Source organism: Bacillota bacterium (assembly GCA_033549065.1).
GTDB lineage: Bacteria > Bacillota > Dethiobacteria > DTU022 > DTU022 > JAWSUE01.
This window is the reverse complement of sequence record JAWSUE010000013.1, coordinates 56,684-70,935: the sequence shown is the minus strand read 5'-3', so window position 1 is coordinate 70,935 and position 14,252 is coordinate 56,684. Positions and strand designations below refer to the sequence as shown.

The following is a 14,252-nucleotide window of genomic DNA, read 5'->3' as shown; positions in this document are numbered from 1 at the left end:
GCACAGTTTTTACTGTGCCCGATATATATATAAAAAGAGGGGGTCAACTCACTTTCTATTTTAAAGCATGAAGTTTACAGGAGCATTACAAGCAGGTTATTTTTAAATTACATGTTTATTAGTGGGTTATCTGATTGATGAATGTATATGGTGCGGGCGAGAGGATTTGAACCTCCACAGGATTGCTCCCACTGGATCCTAAGTCCAGCGCGTCTGCCAGTTCCGCCACGCCCGCTCGATCACATCTCCCTTATTATAAATGGTTTCCCCCTATAATTCAACTTTTCAAAGCCCGATTCAATTACTTCCAAGTGAGATATTAAAAAATTTAGAAGGGCAGTTCCTTAAAATAAAGCCTGCCTGGCAGGAGTTCTTCTAATTTTTACGAATATTCTAAGGTAAAGAAAGGCGGGTGCCTTGCCAGTTGATTAAAACGGCTTTGGTAGTCAGTGGGCAAAAAGGAATTAACCTGTTCAGGTTGCTGCAGCAGTGTGCCGAAGTCGATCTGCTGGGCGTTGCCTGTCCTGATGGTGAAATTGACTGGTTAAGCGAATCGGAACGGCAGAAATACTATGTAACGGCAGATATTGATAAGATCATAGCACTGCCCGGCCTGGAAACAATTATTGATGGAACGGAAGAACCTGCGGTAAGCGATTATCTGAGAGAAAAGTTGAACGAACATATCCGCTTGGAAGAGATCAAACCGCGGTCGGTCCTGGACGCTATAGTTAATTCGGGAGAACAACTGTTGGAAACACGGCTGGTCAAGGGCGAGCTTTACGCGATTCTGAATTCGGTTCAGGATGCGATCGAGGTAGTTGATAACAAAGGAATTGTTAAGTACGTTAATCCGGCATTCACCAGGGTAACGGGAATACCGGAGAAAAAAAGGATCAACCACAGCATATTTGATGTCTCTCCCCACGGGGCGCTGGCCCAGTCACTGATCCAGCAGAAACCGGTTACCGGTTACAGAACTTACGTGGGCGGTTCAGACGCCGATGTTGTATCCAACGCGTCGCCCATAATTGTTGATGGTGAACTAATGGGGGCCGTTGTGGTATTTCAGCCTGTCGGAGATATCCTCCGGTTAATGGATGAACTGAAGCACAGCAATGTAATTATCGACAACCTGTATGCCCAGATTGACCAGATATCGGGAAACCGGATTACCTTTGAGTCGCTAACCGGGCACAGTAAAGTTTTTCTGGCCACGGTAGATAAAGCACGCAAGGCATCTAGGAGCGAGTCAACTTTATTGCTCAGCGGTGAAAGCGGCACGGGAAAAAGTCTTTTCGCTTCGGCCATCCATAACAGCAGCAGCAGAAATAAAAGACCCTTGATTATTTTGGATTGTTCTGCGGTTCCCGATTCAGTCCAGGAGATTGAACTTTTTGGTTGTGAGAAAGGGGCACTGCCCGGTATATTGAGAACACGACTGGGCAAAATTGAACTGGCTGAAGGGAGCAGCCTCTTTATCAAGGAAGTAAATTCCCTCAACCCTTACCTGCAGAATAAACTGCTTTCAGTTTTGGAAGAAAAATCTTTCACCAGAATAGGCGGCGATCAGGCGATTCCGGTTAATGTGAGGATTATTGCCTCAGCCAGTGAAGATCTGATCAAAGCTTTCATGCAGGGCCATTTTTCTGAAGCTCTCTACCGCAAGCTGGGGCAGTTAAGTATTAATATTCCGCCGCTTAGAAAACGGACAGAGGATATACCCCTGTTGGCTGCGTCTCTGATGGATCGCCTGAACAGAAAACTGGGTAAGAAAGTTTGCGAAATCTCCCCACGGGCCCTTCAGGAGCTAACTGTCTACGACTGGCCCGGAAATATAAGCGAATTGAAAAGTGTTATGGAGCGGGCGATAGTAGTCTCTGACAGCAATACAATAGAATTTCATCACCTGTCACCCTATATCGGGCGGCAGAGTGTCCGGGAAGCTCCACTTTTTGACGAGATTCTTCCAATCGATAAAATGGAAGAGATGATGTTAAAACTGGCTTTAACCAGATATGGTGAGTCACTGCAAGGTAAAAAGAAGGCAGCACAGGCTTTGAATATTTCTTTGGCAACCCTCTATAATAAATTGAAAAAGTACAGCGATTAGAAGATTAATGAACAGAATGGGGGATTTAAATTGAAACTTTATGAATATCTGGGCAAAAAACTCTTTTATCGTTATGACATTCCCGTGCCCCGGGGAAAATTGGTGGAAAGTGCTGGAGAAGCAGCTGAGGCTGCGGCTGAGTTTGGAGAAGTTGTTATAAAGTCGCAGGTTCTATCCGGAAAAAGGGGTAAGTCGGGAGGCATTGCCTTTGCTGCAACCCCGGCTGAAGCGAAAGATGAAGCGGAAAAAATTCTGAAGATGCGCTTAAATGATGTAACAGTTGACAAGATTTTGGTGGAAGAAAAATTAAACATTGAACAGGAGCTTTACCTGGCGATTACAGTTGATCCAGCAGCCCGCTGTCCCTTGGTTCTTGCCTCGCTGGATGGAGGAATGGATGTTGAGGAAGTGGCCGAAGAGAGAATGATCAAGTGGCCGGTTGACACTTCTATCGGTCTGCAGAACTACATGATTCGTGAAATTTGCCGGTTGATGGGAGTAGGCGGGAATCTGCAGAAAGAATTTTTAAAATTTCTGCCCAAGCTCTACAAGATGTTCAGGGAACTTGACGCAGAACTGGCCGAAATAAATCCCCTCGCGCTGACCCCTGAAGGACTGGTTGCGGCCGACGCGAAAGTTACCATCGATGACGATGCTCTCTACCGGCACCCGCAGCTTCCCAGGGTAACGGAGAAAACTGCCCTTGAACTTAAAGCAGAGGAACTCGATCTGGCCTACGTGGAACTCGGGGGAGATATTGCTGTAATGGCCAACGGGGCCGGAATAACCATGGCTACCCTCGATATGGTCCAGCATTATGGCGGCTCACCGGCAAACTTTCTTGATTTTGGCGGCGGGGCTGATATCGAGCGGACAGCCCAGGCGCTTGAACTACTCTTGGGAACGAACCCCAGGGTATTGATGATCAATATTTTTGGCGGAATCACCCGCTGTGATGTGGTTGCAGAAGCCTTTGTCAAAACGAGAGAGAGTAAAGGCATAGACCTGCCGGTAGCATTCCGCATGGTCGGCACCAACGAGACGGAAGGCCGGGCTATTCTTGAAAAAGCCGGTATTCAGGCTTTCAGTTCGATGGATGATGCTGTAAGACATGCTGTCGAACTTTCCCGGGCCTGATAGTAATCGGGACAGATCATCGAGCAGATAAGAAGGGAGTTTAGTAAATGTCAATTTATATAGATCAATCAACACGTGTTATAGTTCAGGGGATAACCGGCAAACAGGGCTCTTTCCATACGGGCCAGATGCTCGCTTACGGAACAAATATTGTCGGTGGCATATCTCCCGGAAAAGGCGGTCAATCGGTGGAAGGTATTCCCGTTTACGATACTGTATTTGCTGCCGTAGAAGAGCAGAAGCCGGATGCCAGTATCTTATTCATACCCGCGCCATTTGTCCGTGACGCCGCCTACGAAGCGCTGGAAGCGGGCTTGAAAATTTTAGTCTTGATCCCTGAACATATTCCCCTGCATGACGCAATGGATATTATGGCCTATGCGAAGCAGAAAGAGGCGGTAATTGTCGGTCCAAATACCTTCGGCCTGGTATCTTCCGGTAAATCGAAAATCGGGATCATGCCTAACCGCTATTTTATTCCCGGTCCGGTCGGCATTGTCTCCCGCAGCGGAACCTTGTGCTATGAAATTGTTGGCCAGTTAACAGAACATAACATCGGGACAACAAGTGTTGTAGGGCTTGGAGGGGACCGGATTGTGGGTATGCATTTTATTGATGTCCTAGAGCAATTTGAAGCAGATCAGGAAACGAAAGCGATTATCCTGGTTGGTGAAATCGGCGGCAGCGCCGAGGAAGAGGCGGCAGCCTATATCAGCTCCTCGATGAAAAAGCCGGTTATTGCCTATCTTGCGGGTAAAAGCGCACCTCCGGGCAAAAGGATGGGTCATGCCGGAGCTATTATCGAGCGGGGCCGCGGTACTTTTGAAAGCAAAGTGAAAGCTCTTTCCGCAGCCGGTGTCCGTGTTGCCGAACTGCCGACCGAAGTGCCCGGATTGCTGAAAAATATTCTATAAGAAATTACATTAATGAGATTAACTATGAGAGGAGGATTCAGGTAAATTGTCTGATCAGGACAACAAAATACAATTAGATGAGAGAAAAAAAGAATGGCTCGGGAAGCTGAATGAGATTCTGGAGAAATATCCTGAGCGCAAGCAGTTCAAACTTGATTCAGATCTCGAACTTGAAACAGTTTATGACCCGCTCAGTTTAGATGGTTTTGATTATACCGACAAACTGAACTGGCCGGGCGAATACCCTTACACGAGGGGTATACAGCCGACCATGTACAGGGGCCGTCTGTGGACCATGCGCCAGTATGCCGGATTCGGCAGCGCCGAAGAAACCAATGAAAGATTCAGGTATTTACTGGATCAGGGGCAGACCGGTCTGAGTGTTGCCTTCGACCTGCCGACACAGATCGGGTACGATTCCGATCATCCCCTGGCCCGCGGTGAAGTGGGGAAAGTTGGCGTAGCCATCGATACGTTGGCGGATATGGAAATCCTGATGGAAAAGATACCGCTGGATAAAGTAAGCACCTCAATGACTATTAATTCCCCCGCAGCCGTCCTGCTGGCCATGTATATGGCCGTTGCCGAAAAACAGGGTATCCCCATGGATAAATTAAACGGAACGATCCAGAACGATATACTTAAAGAGTATGTCGCCCGGGGAACTTATATATTCCCCCCGCGGGAATCGATGCGCCTGATTGTTGACATCTTCGCTTTTGCCGGTGAGAATATTCCGGCCTGGAATACAATCAGCATCAGTGGATATCATATCAGGGAGGCGGGTTCCACGGCTGTTCAGGAAGTTGCCTTTACCCTGAGCAATGCCATTGCTTATGTTGAAGCGGCTATTGCGGCCGGCATGGAAGTCGATCAGTTCGGTCCGCGCCTTTCATTCTTCTTTAACGCCCATTCAAACTTCTTTGAAGAAGTTGCCAAGTTCAGGGCGGCCAGAAGGGTATGGGCAGCCTTGATGAAAGAACGGTTCGGCGCCAAAAATCCGCGTTCCATGATGCTGCGCTTCCATACCCAGACAGCCGGCTCTACACTTACTGCCCAACAGCCTGATGTAAACCTGATGCGGGTTGCCTACCAGGCATTGAGCGCTGTCCTCGGGGGAACCCAGTCGCTGCATACAAATTCCCGGGATGAAGCGCTGGCCTTGCCCAGTGAACAATCCGTGCTGCTTGCCCTGCGCACTCAGCAGGTTATCGGCTATGAAATAGGGGCTACCGATACGGTCGATCCGCTGGGAGGTTCTTATTTTATCGAAAAACTTACCGATCATATCGAGGAAGAAGTGCTCAGATATATTAAACGTATCGATGACCTTGGCGGTGCGGTGGAAGCAATTGAAAAGGGATTTATTCAGAAAGAGATCCAGGCCAGCGCATATCGCTACCAGAAAGAGGTCGAATCGAAAGAACGTGTTGTAGTTGGTGTGAACAGCTTTACCGTCAGCGGCGAGCAACCTATCGATTTGCTTAGGATGGACCCGGCCACGAGCCAGCGCCAGGTTGAACGGTTAAAAGAAGTCCGCCTCAGCCGTGATCAGGGCAAGGTTTCAGAAGCGCTGCAGCAGTTACGCAAGGCAGCCAAAACATCTGAAAACACTATGCCCCATATACTGAATGCTGTTAAAGCGTATGCGACACTGGGTGAAATATGCGGTGTTTTACGGGATGTATTTGGCGAATATCAGCAGCAGATAACCTTATAAATATTCAGGCTGCATAAGGAGGATTAAGATAATGGCAGAAAAACCTTTGCGGGTGCTTGTTGGCAAGGTTGGTCTTGATGGTCATGATCGCGGAGCCAAAGTAGTTGCCCAGGCGCTGCGTGATGCCGGTATGGAAGTGATCTATACCGGGTTGAGACAAACCCCGGAACAGATTGTAGAAACAGCCCTTCAGGAAGATGTTCAGGTAATCGGCTTAAGTATATTGTCCGGTGCCCATATGCAGCTGCTTCCCCCGGTGCTGGAAATGCTGCGTGAACAGGGGAGCCATGATATAATTGTCATTGTTGGTGGGATTATTCCGAGAGAAGATATAGTTTACTTAAAAGATCAGGGCATTGCAGAAGTGTTTACGCCCGGTTCGTCCACCGAAAATATAATTAGTTTTATAAAAGACAGGATTATGCAAAATCAATAAGGCAGGGGTGGTTATTTTGTTCGAGAAGGTAGACCACATTGGTGTTGCCGTAAAGGATTTGGAAAAAGCAATCAGTTTTTACCGGGATCAGATCGGTATAGAATTCAAAGGGACCGAAGTAGTTGACGAACAGAAGGTTAAGGTCGCTTTTTTCCCGGTAGGTGAGAGCAAAATAGAACTGCTTGAATCAACCGTTCCCGATGGACCGGTTGGAAAATTTATTGAGAAAAAGGGTGAAGGTATTCATCACCTCTCTTTCCGGGTCACCAATATTGAAGAGAAACTTGCTCAGCTTAAAGATAAGGGTGTTGAATTGATTGATGAAAAACCCAGGTATGGCGCAGGTGGGGCCAGGATAGCCTTTCTTCATCCTAAATCAACCGGTGGCATTTTGATCGAATTGTGCGAACGATGATCATGGCTGCAGGGTTTGAATTTTTTGCAGAAAGTGGTGAAGTAATTGGATGAAAAGTTAAAGCATCTTGAAGAGCGTCGCCGGCTAACAACAGCCGGTGGTGGAGAAAAAAGAATTAATGATCAACACGGGAAAGGGAAACTTACAGCCCGGGAAAGACTTGAACTGCTGCTCGACGAAAACAGCTTTGTTGAGCTGGGGACCTTTGCTCAGACCGGCCTGGAAGATGCCAGCAGCCTCGATTACCCCAATCCCGGCGAAGGGGTTGTTACCGGTTACGGGACAATAAGTGGGCGTAGTGTATATGTTTATGCCCAGGATTTTACTGTGGCCGGTGGTTCGCTCAGTGAAGTGCATGCATCAAAGATCTGCCGTATCCTTGATCTGGCTGCTCAGAACGGCACACCGGTTATCGGCCTCAATGATTCAGGTGGGGCTCGTATACAGGAAGGGGTATATGCTCTGAATGGATACGGGTCAATCTTCTATCGCAACACTCTTTGCTCCGGAGTAATTCCACAGCTTTCAGTTATCATGGGTCCCTGTGCCGGGGGCGCCGTATATTCTCCCGCGATCACCGACTTTATATTTATGGTCAGTGGTACGGGGAATATGTTTATTACCGGTCCCCAGGTTATCAAGGCTGTTACCGGCGAAGAAGTTTCGGCCGAAGATCTGGGCGGAGCGGCTACCCACAACCAGACCAGCGGGGTGGCTCATTTCTTTGCTGAAGATGAAAAGAACTGCTTCAGCCAGATCCGCAGGCTGCTCAGTTTTCTTCCCTCCAATAACGTGGATGACCCTCCCCTGGTTGAGCCTCTTCTCCCCGAGTTAAGTGCGGAAGATCTTGTTTCGATTATTCCCGATAACCCAAACCGCTCTTATGATGTTCGCGAAGTAGTCAAACGAATTGTTGATGGCAGTGATCTGATGGAAGTTCATGCCGGCTATGCCCAGAATGCGGTAGTCGGCTTTGCCCGGATTAACGGCAGGCCGGTCGGGATTATTGCCAACCAGCCCCAGGTTAAGGCGGGATGCCTTGATGTTAATTCTTCAGATAAAATTGCCCGTTTTGTCCGCTTCTGTGATTGCTTTAATTTACCCCTGATTACTTTTGTGGATGTTCCCGGTTACCTTCCCGGTGTTGAACAGGAATGGGGAGGAGTTATCCGTCACGGCGCCAAGGTCCTTTACGCTTATTCAGAAGCCACTGTTCCCCAGATCTCGATCATCCTCAGGAAAGCCTACGGTGGGGCATACATTGCGATGAATTCGCGGTCGTTGGGTGCGGACCTATGCCTGGCCTGGCCCTCGGCAGAGATTGCTGTGATGGGCCCGGAAGGTGCGGTTAATATTGTCAACCGGCGTGAAATCGATCAGGCTGAAGATGCAAATCAGAAACGTAATGAACTGGTTGACCAGTACAAGAACAAATATGCCAATCCTTATATTGCTGCAGCCAGGGGGTGGATCGATGAAGTTATCGACCCCCGCCAGACCCGTGAATACCTGATCCGCGGCCTTGAAATGGTAGAACATAAGCGTGAACAGAGGCTGGTCCGTAAACACGGCAATATACCGCTGTAAAGGGTTCGATCATAAATAGCAGAAACAGCTATTGACATAACTGTCCGGAATGTTATAAAATAACATTCAATGTTATATGAATCCGTTGATGGGGAGAGTATCCGTTTTGTGGAGGCCTAGCGAGCCGGAGTTGGTGGAAGTCCGGACCAGAAACAGGCGGCGAAGCGCACCCCGGAGGTGACGGTTGAAGCCGGTTAGAATTACCGGTGTGTAGGCCGATCCGGTTTTATACCGTTATCAAGGCTGTTTTTCGTGAAAACAGCGTAAGTGGATCAACCATTTTGTTGATCAATAAAGGTGGTACCGCGAACCCCTCGTCCTTTAACCGACGAGGGGTTTTTTATTTTATATTTATAAATCTTAAACATAAGTGTCACGCGGTGAAATTAAGGAGGAGTTTACAATGGCGAAAGAAAAAGTAGTACTGGCCTATTCAGGAGGCCTCGACACATCTATTATTGTCAAATGGCTGCAGGAGACCTATGATTATGAAATTATAGCGATGACTGCAAATGTCGGCCAGGGGGATGATGATTTAGGCAGCCTTGAAGAGAAAGCACTTAAAACAGGGGCATCCCAGCTGTTTATTGAGGATATCCGTGAAGAACTGGTAACCGATTACATTTACCCCATGGTTCAGTCGGGAGCGGTTTATGAAGGGAAATACCTGCTGGGGACTGCTATTGCCCGCCCCCTGATCGGGAAACGGCTGGTGGAGATCGCCGAAAAAGTTGGCGCCAAAGCAATAGCACACGGGGCAACAGGAAAAGGAAATGATCAGGTTCGTTTTGAATTTGCCATAAAAGCCCTGAATCCTTACCTGAAAATAATTGCGCCCTGGCGTGAATGGGAACTGGAATCGCGCAGTGACTGCATGAATTATGCGTGCAACCATGGTATTCCTGTGTCAGCAACGATTGAAAAGCCGTACAGCATAGATCGCAATATCTGGCATATCAGCTTTGAAGGCGGAATATTGGAAGATCCGGCTGTTGAGCCTGAAAGCGATATGTTCTGTTTGACAGTTGCACCGAAAGATGCACCGGATGAACCTGAAGATCTGGTGATCAGCTTTGAACAGGGTATTCCTGTTAGCGTGAACGGTCATAAACTACCTCCTGTTAAATTGATAGAAGAGTTGAACCGGATCGGCGGAAAACACGGTATTGGCCGGATTGATATGGTTGAAAACCGCCTGCTCGGCATGAAATCCCGGGGCATTTACGAAACACCGGGAGGCACACTGCTCTCTTTTGCCCACCGGGAACTTGAACAGTATACCCTGGACCGTGAAACATATCATTACAAGGAAGTTATTGCCCTGAAGTATGCAGAGATGATTTATTACGGTCTCTGGTTTACCCCGCTGCGTGAAGCGCTGGATGGGTTTATTCAAAAAACGCAGGAACCGGTTACCGGATCGGTCGGTCTCAGGCTTTACAAGGGGAACATAGAAGTAACCGGAAGGGAGTCTGAACATACTCTCTATCATCCGGCGATGGCAACCTTCGAAGCCGATACACTTTTTGAACAGAAAGATGCCCAGGGCTTTATCAATCTTTATGGTTTACCGCTGACCATAAAGGGAATGATGGATCAGAAGAAGAAAAAAGAGCTCAGGGAGGTAGCGGGAAGCTGAAAAAGTCATGGCAGGGAAGGTTTTTAAAAAATACTGCTGATTCAGTGCTCCGTTTTACGGCATCACTGCCCTTTGATCAGCGTCTTGCCCTTTACGACATATCGGGCAGTATTGTCCATGTACAAATGCTTGAAACAAGGGAAATTATCACCCGGGAAGAGCGCGACCTGATCATCAAAGGCCTGGGAGAAATTCAAGAAGAAATCGAAGAAGGCAGTTTCCCCTATGCACTGGAATTTGAAGATATTCATATGAATATTGAAAAGAGGCTTACCGATAAGATCGGTGCGGTCGGAGGAAAACTGCACACCGCCCGCAGCCGCAATGACCAGGTTGCCCTGGATATGCACCTCTATGTCAGGGATGAAATTGGAAAAATCGAAAATCAGCTGTATCAGCTTCAGGAAACCATGCTTAATCTTGCCGAAAAGTATGAAGAAGTGCTTATACCCGGGTATACACACCTTCAGCGGGCTCAACCACTGCTATTGGCACATCACCTGCTGGCCTATTTTTGGATGTTCCAGAGAGACCGGGAGAGGCTGCAGGGAGTTAAAAAAAGGACAGATCTGATGCCCCTGGGAGCCGGGGCCCTTTCCGGTACCGGTTTTGATATCGACCGGGCAATGGTAGCCAGTAGCCTCGGTTTCCGGGAATTATATGAAAACAGTATCGATGCTGTCAGTGATCGGGATTATATCATTGAATTTTTATCATTTGCCTCGATCCTGATCATGCATTTGAGCCGGTTTTGTGAAGAGTTGATCCTTTGGTCTTCAACGGAATTTTCCTTTATCGAGCTTGATGATGCCTACACAACGGGCAGCAGCATGATGCCCCAGAAGAAAAATCCTGATGTGGCAGAATTAATAAGGGGCAAGGCCGGTCGTTTTTACGGTTCTCTTCTATCCATACTGACCATGATGAAAGGTTTGCCTCTGGCTTACAACAAGGATATGCAGGAAGATAAGGAAGGCCTGTTTGATACTATTGATAATCTGAAAGAGATCTTACCGCTCTTTGGAGAAATGCTGCAGACCATGAGTATCAATCATAAAAACCTGGAATATGCAGTCGACGACGATTATCTATGCGCCACGGACCTGGCAGATTATCTGGTCACCCGGGGGGTCGCCTTCAGGGATGCCCACCACCTGGTGGGACAAATGATTGCTTACTGCAGAAGCAGGGATATCCGCTTAAAAGATCTTTCATCTGATGAACGAAAAAAATTCCACCCATCGCTTACCGGTGATATTTCGCACCTGCTCGATCCCAAACGGGTAGTCGAAGCCCGGAAAAGCCGGGGCGGGACTGCTCCTGAAGCGGTAAAGAAACAGCTTGAATTGGCTTATGAGAAACTGCGGGGTTGATAAAATATTAAAGGGTTAAAAGATCAGGGGATAACCCCTGGTCAAATCCATATCGGAGAAGAGTGAAGCAAGATGGGGTAACCTGGTTACTCCATTTTCTTTTAAAGTCGGTAACAGTTTAATAAAGAGTGAAGCAGCTATACGGGCATCACTTAATGCATGATGCCGACCTTCCAGATCCAGCTTAAAATTCCTGGCCACATTTTCCAGAGAGTAATCTCCCAGCGCATAAAAAAGCGCCGAAGTGAGGAGAACGGTATCGATGACGGGATTAACCACCCTCCTGCCGATTACTTCGCCAATCTGCCTGTTCAGGAAAGCAAGATCAAATGGAGCATTATGGGCAACAAGAACCCGCGGGCCGCAAAATTCCAGAAAATCTTTTATTACCTCAATCGCATAGGGCTGATCATTGACCATTTCATTGTCTATTCCGGTCAGCTTTGTAATCTGGGCTGGAATGGACCTGCCCGGGTTAACCAGACGATAGAAAGCAGGCTGGCTGATAACCTGTTCCTTTTCAACAATTACAGCGCCAATCGATATGATCTCATCTCCGCGGTAGGGATATAGTCCGGTTGTCTCGGTGTCAAAAACAACATAAGTTCCTCCCTGCAGCTCCTGGTCCCAATCAATTTTGCTTTTGATAAAAGTAATAAGGCTGTCAAGGTTTTCCAGCAACGCGGTATCGTAAGAAACTACAGTTGATTTTTTACTGCCAGGCATGATCCGGTCGAAAATTTTATCGGGGATAAATTTCTTTCCGTTGACTGCAGTTCTTTTTGCCTGGCGATTCAGTTTTTGATAGTCCGGCTCAAAATGTGTTTTATTGTCCATACCCGGTTTTCCTGCTTTCTTTAAGCTTTATGTGCATGAAAAGCATGCATGGTTAAAGATTGAAGGCGGTTAACAACCAGCAGTGATTCTTTAAGCATAGTCATCTCTTTTTTACTCAGTGTTTTCAGGTTGATTAAATTATCGGGCTGCTTGCCCGCTTTAACTTTTTCCAGGGCATTGCGGATGCGAAACATCATCAGTGTTTCATAAGCTGCTTCAATATATTCCGCATCTTCAACTTTAAAAACTCCCCGTTCTTTTAACTTCTGAATTCGCTCAAACGAGTTGGTTTCGTTGATCCCTTCCCGCAGGGCAAAAATTCGCAGGCAGTCAACAAGATGAACCATTACGGCATTTTTCAGGTTCAATTTATTGCGATCTTTGCTTGATTTTCCGGTGATTATCTGCCTGAATAGATTGAGCGGAGTGTGCTGTCTTAAGTCATCCTCGGCCAGAAATTGCAGGGCATGTCTCGATTTTTTAAAAAGGTCGGCTGTAAATATTTTTAAATCTTCATACAGCTTTATATCGCCGGTAATCGGGCGGTAATCAAGGAATATTGTCATGTTGCGTATATCTTTCGGATCAAGTTTGTCAACCCAGGCGAGGGTATCGGCTTTCCATGCCGAAAGAGGTTTGCACCAGGCCGGATTTTCGGCCATAACGTCGCCGGCACAGCGTTTAAAACCACATTCCTCCAGACCCTTAACAATTAATCGCCCCAAAGTTAAAAAGTATTCTGCTGAAAGTACTGACAGATCACCTGTGGAATCTTCATAAATAATCCCGTTATCCTGGTCGCTTCGTGAATACTGCTCTTTTCTTCCGCCACTGCCCATGTTGATGAAACAGTATTTAACCGGTGGAAGCCCCAGTCCGGAGCTCTCAAGTTCTAATTCTGACAGGCGCACCATCTTTCGGATAATCCGATCATAGAGTTCATTTACCAGAGCACAGATTTCAGAGGCAAAAGCCCTGTCGGTTATCAGGGCCTGTTCTACCTGATCCACTTCTTTTATCAGAGCAGCCAGCCCTGAGAAAGAATCCTGGTGTTCTATCTGCCGGACAATGGAAATAGCCCCGCTTTCGCGGTTGCGGATTAAATCTTTTACAGTAACAATTCCGTGCAGGACGTCGTTGTCATCAGTAACCACAACATGCTGGATATTATGTTTGGTCATCATTAAGAGCGCCTGGTAACTGAAATCGTTAGGTTGGACAGTGATCAATTCATGAGACATAATTTTGTGGGCTCGTTGCTCCAGGTCGGGTTTATCTGCGGAAAGAACTTTATTGACCATGTCTTTCTCAGTTATTATCCCCACCGGTTTACCGTTAAAGGCAGTGACGACAACCGAACTCACATTATATTCAGCCATTTTTTTGGCCACTTTACTTATCGTATCCATGGGCAGACAGGTAATAACTTTTTCAGTCAGTATTTCAGCAATCTTTCGTTTCAACGATTGACCGCTGTCAATTCTTCCTTCGAAGTAATTATCGGTAATGGTCTGGTAGAGTTCCTTAAGCCTGGAAGCCAGTATTTTTGTAAAGTAGTCAGCGAAACGTTCACTGCTGCTCAAAGCCTCATGAAACAGTTTACGGCTGATCAACAGGCAGGTTAAATCTTTGGAGGCCAGCATGGATATGGGGTAGGGTTCGTCGGTAAGCAGGACGGTTATTCCGAAGAAATCACCCCTGTTTCTAACTGTCGTTACCGTTTCATCGCCGCCGATTGAAACAAGGGATTTAGCCTGTCCCCGGTAGACAATATAGAGCGTTTTTTTCGATCTTTCCCCCTCACGGAATATATAAGTTCCTTCAGGGAAATGGGCGGTTTTAGCTCCCCCTGCTACATCTTTCAGGACTTTTTCTTCCAGAAAGCTGAAGGGAGGCATTTCGCTCAGGAATTCCGTAATTTCAATGGTATTTTCCCTGACTTGCGGCATCGGTAAACACTCCGAAAAAATATTAAGAATCTTATGCTATTTATTATAACCCTGCATAGATTGAGGGGCAAGAAGAAGCGGGTTCCGGACGGGAACCCGCTTCATTGATATGCGTTAAATTAAATAAATCTG

11 protein-coding genes, 1 tRNA gene and 1 other annotated feature are annotated in these 14,252 nt (G+C 47.1%); of the genes, 9 read left to right on the top strand and 3 right to left on the bottom strand.

What is annotated here, in order from left to right; all coding sequences use genetic code 11:
• Positions 1-148 precede the first annotated feature (148 nt).
• A tRNA-Leu gene (locus SCJ97_09765) sits at positions 149-235 on the bottom strand.
• A 189-nt stretch (positions 236-424) separates the two neighbouring features.
• Between SCJ97_09765 and SCJ97_09760 the strand changes: the two genes are divergently transcribed.
• From SCJ97_09760 to argH, 9 genes are all read left to right on the top strand, one after another.
• Complete coding sequence (locus SCJ97_09760; protein ID MDW7740320.1) at positions 425-2,113, top strand: sigma 54-interacting transcriptional regulator; 1,689 nt, start codon at positions 425-427, stop codon at positions 2,111-2,113.
• Between the two features lie 30 nt (positions 2,114-2,143).
• Positions 2,144-3,250 (top strand): ADP-forming succinate--CoA ligase subunit beta, encoded by a 1,107-nt coding sequence (sucC, locus tag SCJ97_09755; protein MDW7740319.1) that lies wholly within the window; start codon positions 2,144-2,146, stop codon positions 3,248-3,250.
• 47 nt (positions 3,251-3,297) lie between these two features.
• A complete protein-coding gene (gene sucD, locus SCJ97_09750) occupies positions 3,298-4,164 on the top strand; it encodes a succinate--CoA ligase subunit alpha (protein ID MDW7740318.1) in 867 nt (288 codons plus the stop codon).
• A gap of 46 nt (positions 4,165-4,210) precedes the next feature.
• The gene (locus SCJ97_09745) at positions 4,211-5,884 is read left to right on the top strand and encodes a methylmalonyl-CoA mutase family protein (protein ID MDW7740317.1); all 1,674 of its coding nucleotides are present in this window, start codon (positions 4,211-4,213) and stop codon (positions 5,882-5,884) included.
• 31 nt (positions 5,885-5,915) lie between these two features.
• Complete coding sequence (locus SCJ97_09740; GenBank protein ID MDW7740316.1) at positions 5,916-6,320, top strand: cobalamin B12-binding domain-containing protein; 405 nt, start codon at positions 5,916-5,918, stop codon at positions 6,318-6,320.
• Between the two features lie 16 nt (positions 6,321-6,336).
• A complete protein-coding gene (mce, locus tag SCJ97_09735) occupies positions 6,337-6,735 on the top strand; it encodes a methylmalonyl-CoA epimerase (GenBank protein MDW7740315.1) in 399 nt (132 codons plus the stop codon).
• A 45-nt stretch (positions 6,736-6,780) separates the two neighbouring features.
• Positions 6,781-8,322, top strand: a complete 1,542-nt coding sequence (locus tag SCJ97_09730; protein ID MDW7740314.1) for an acyl-CoA carboxylase subunit beta — start codon at positions 6,781-6,783, stop codon at positions 8,320-8,322.
• A 76-nt stretch (positions 8,323-8,398) separates the two neighbouring features.
• Positions 8,399-8,647 (top strand) — a binding site (T-box leader).
• Positions 8,648-8,725: 78 nt separating this feature from the next.
• Positions 8,726-9,961, top strand: a complete 1,236-nt coding sequence (locus tag SCJ97_09725) for an argininosuccinate synthase (GenBank protein ID MDW7740313.1) — start codon at positions 8,726-8,728, stop codon at positions 9,959-9,961.
• On the top strand, positions 9,958-11,334 hold the full coding sequence (argH, locus tag SCJ97_09720; protein MDW7740312.1) for an argininosuccinate lyase: 1,377 nt from the start codon (positions 9,958-9,960) through the stop codon (positions 11,332-11,334). The genes SCJ97_09725 and argH overlap by 4 nt, the downstream gene beginning before the upstream one ends.
• 15 nt (positions 11,335-11,349) lie before the next feature.
• On the opposite strand, the gene SCJ97_09715 is transcribed toward argH, so the two are convergent.
• A complete protein-coding gene (locus SCJ97_09715; GenBank protein ID MDW7740311.1) occupies positions 11,350-12,171 on the bottom strand; it encodes a 3'-5' exonuclease in 822 nt (273 codons plus the stop codon).
• Positions 12,172-12,191: 20 nt separating this feature from the next.
• Complete coding sequence (locus SCJ97_09710) at positions 12,192-14,120, bottom strand: DUF294 nucleotidyltransferase-like domain-containing protein (protein ID MDW7740310.1); 1,929 nt, start codon at positions 14,118-14,120, stop codon at positions 12,192-12,194.
• Positions 14,121-14,252: the final 132 nt, after the last annotated feature.

Excerpts from the sequence above, each read along its gene's own strand:
- SCJ97_09710 (MDW7740310.1), bottom strand. The coding sequence starts at position 14,120 with ATGCCGCAAGTCAGGGAAAATACCATTGAAATTACGGAATTCCTGAGC.
- sucD (MDW7740318.1), top strand. The coding sequence starts at position 3,298 with ATGTCAATTTATATAGATCAATCAACACGTGTTATAGTTCAGGGGATA.
- SCJ97_09725 (MDW7740313.1), top strand. The coding sequence starts at position 8,726 with ATGGCGAAAGAAAAAGTAGTACTGGCCTATTCAGGAGGCCTCGACACA.
- SCJ97_09740 (MDW7740316.1), top strand. The coding sequence starts at position 5,916 with ATGGCAGAAAAACCTTTGCGGGTGCTTGTTGGCAAGGTTGGTCTTGAT.
- SCJ97_09715 (MDW7740311.1), bottom strand. The coding sequence starts at position 12,171 with ATGGACAATAAAACACATTTTGAGCCGGACTATCAAAAACTGAATCGC.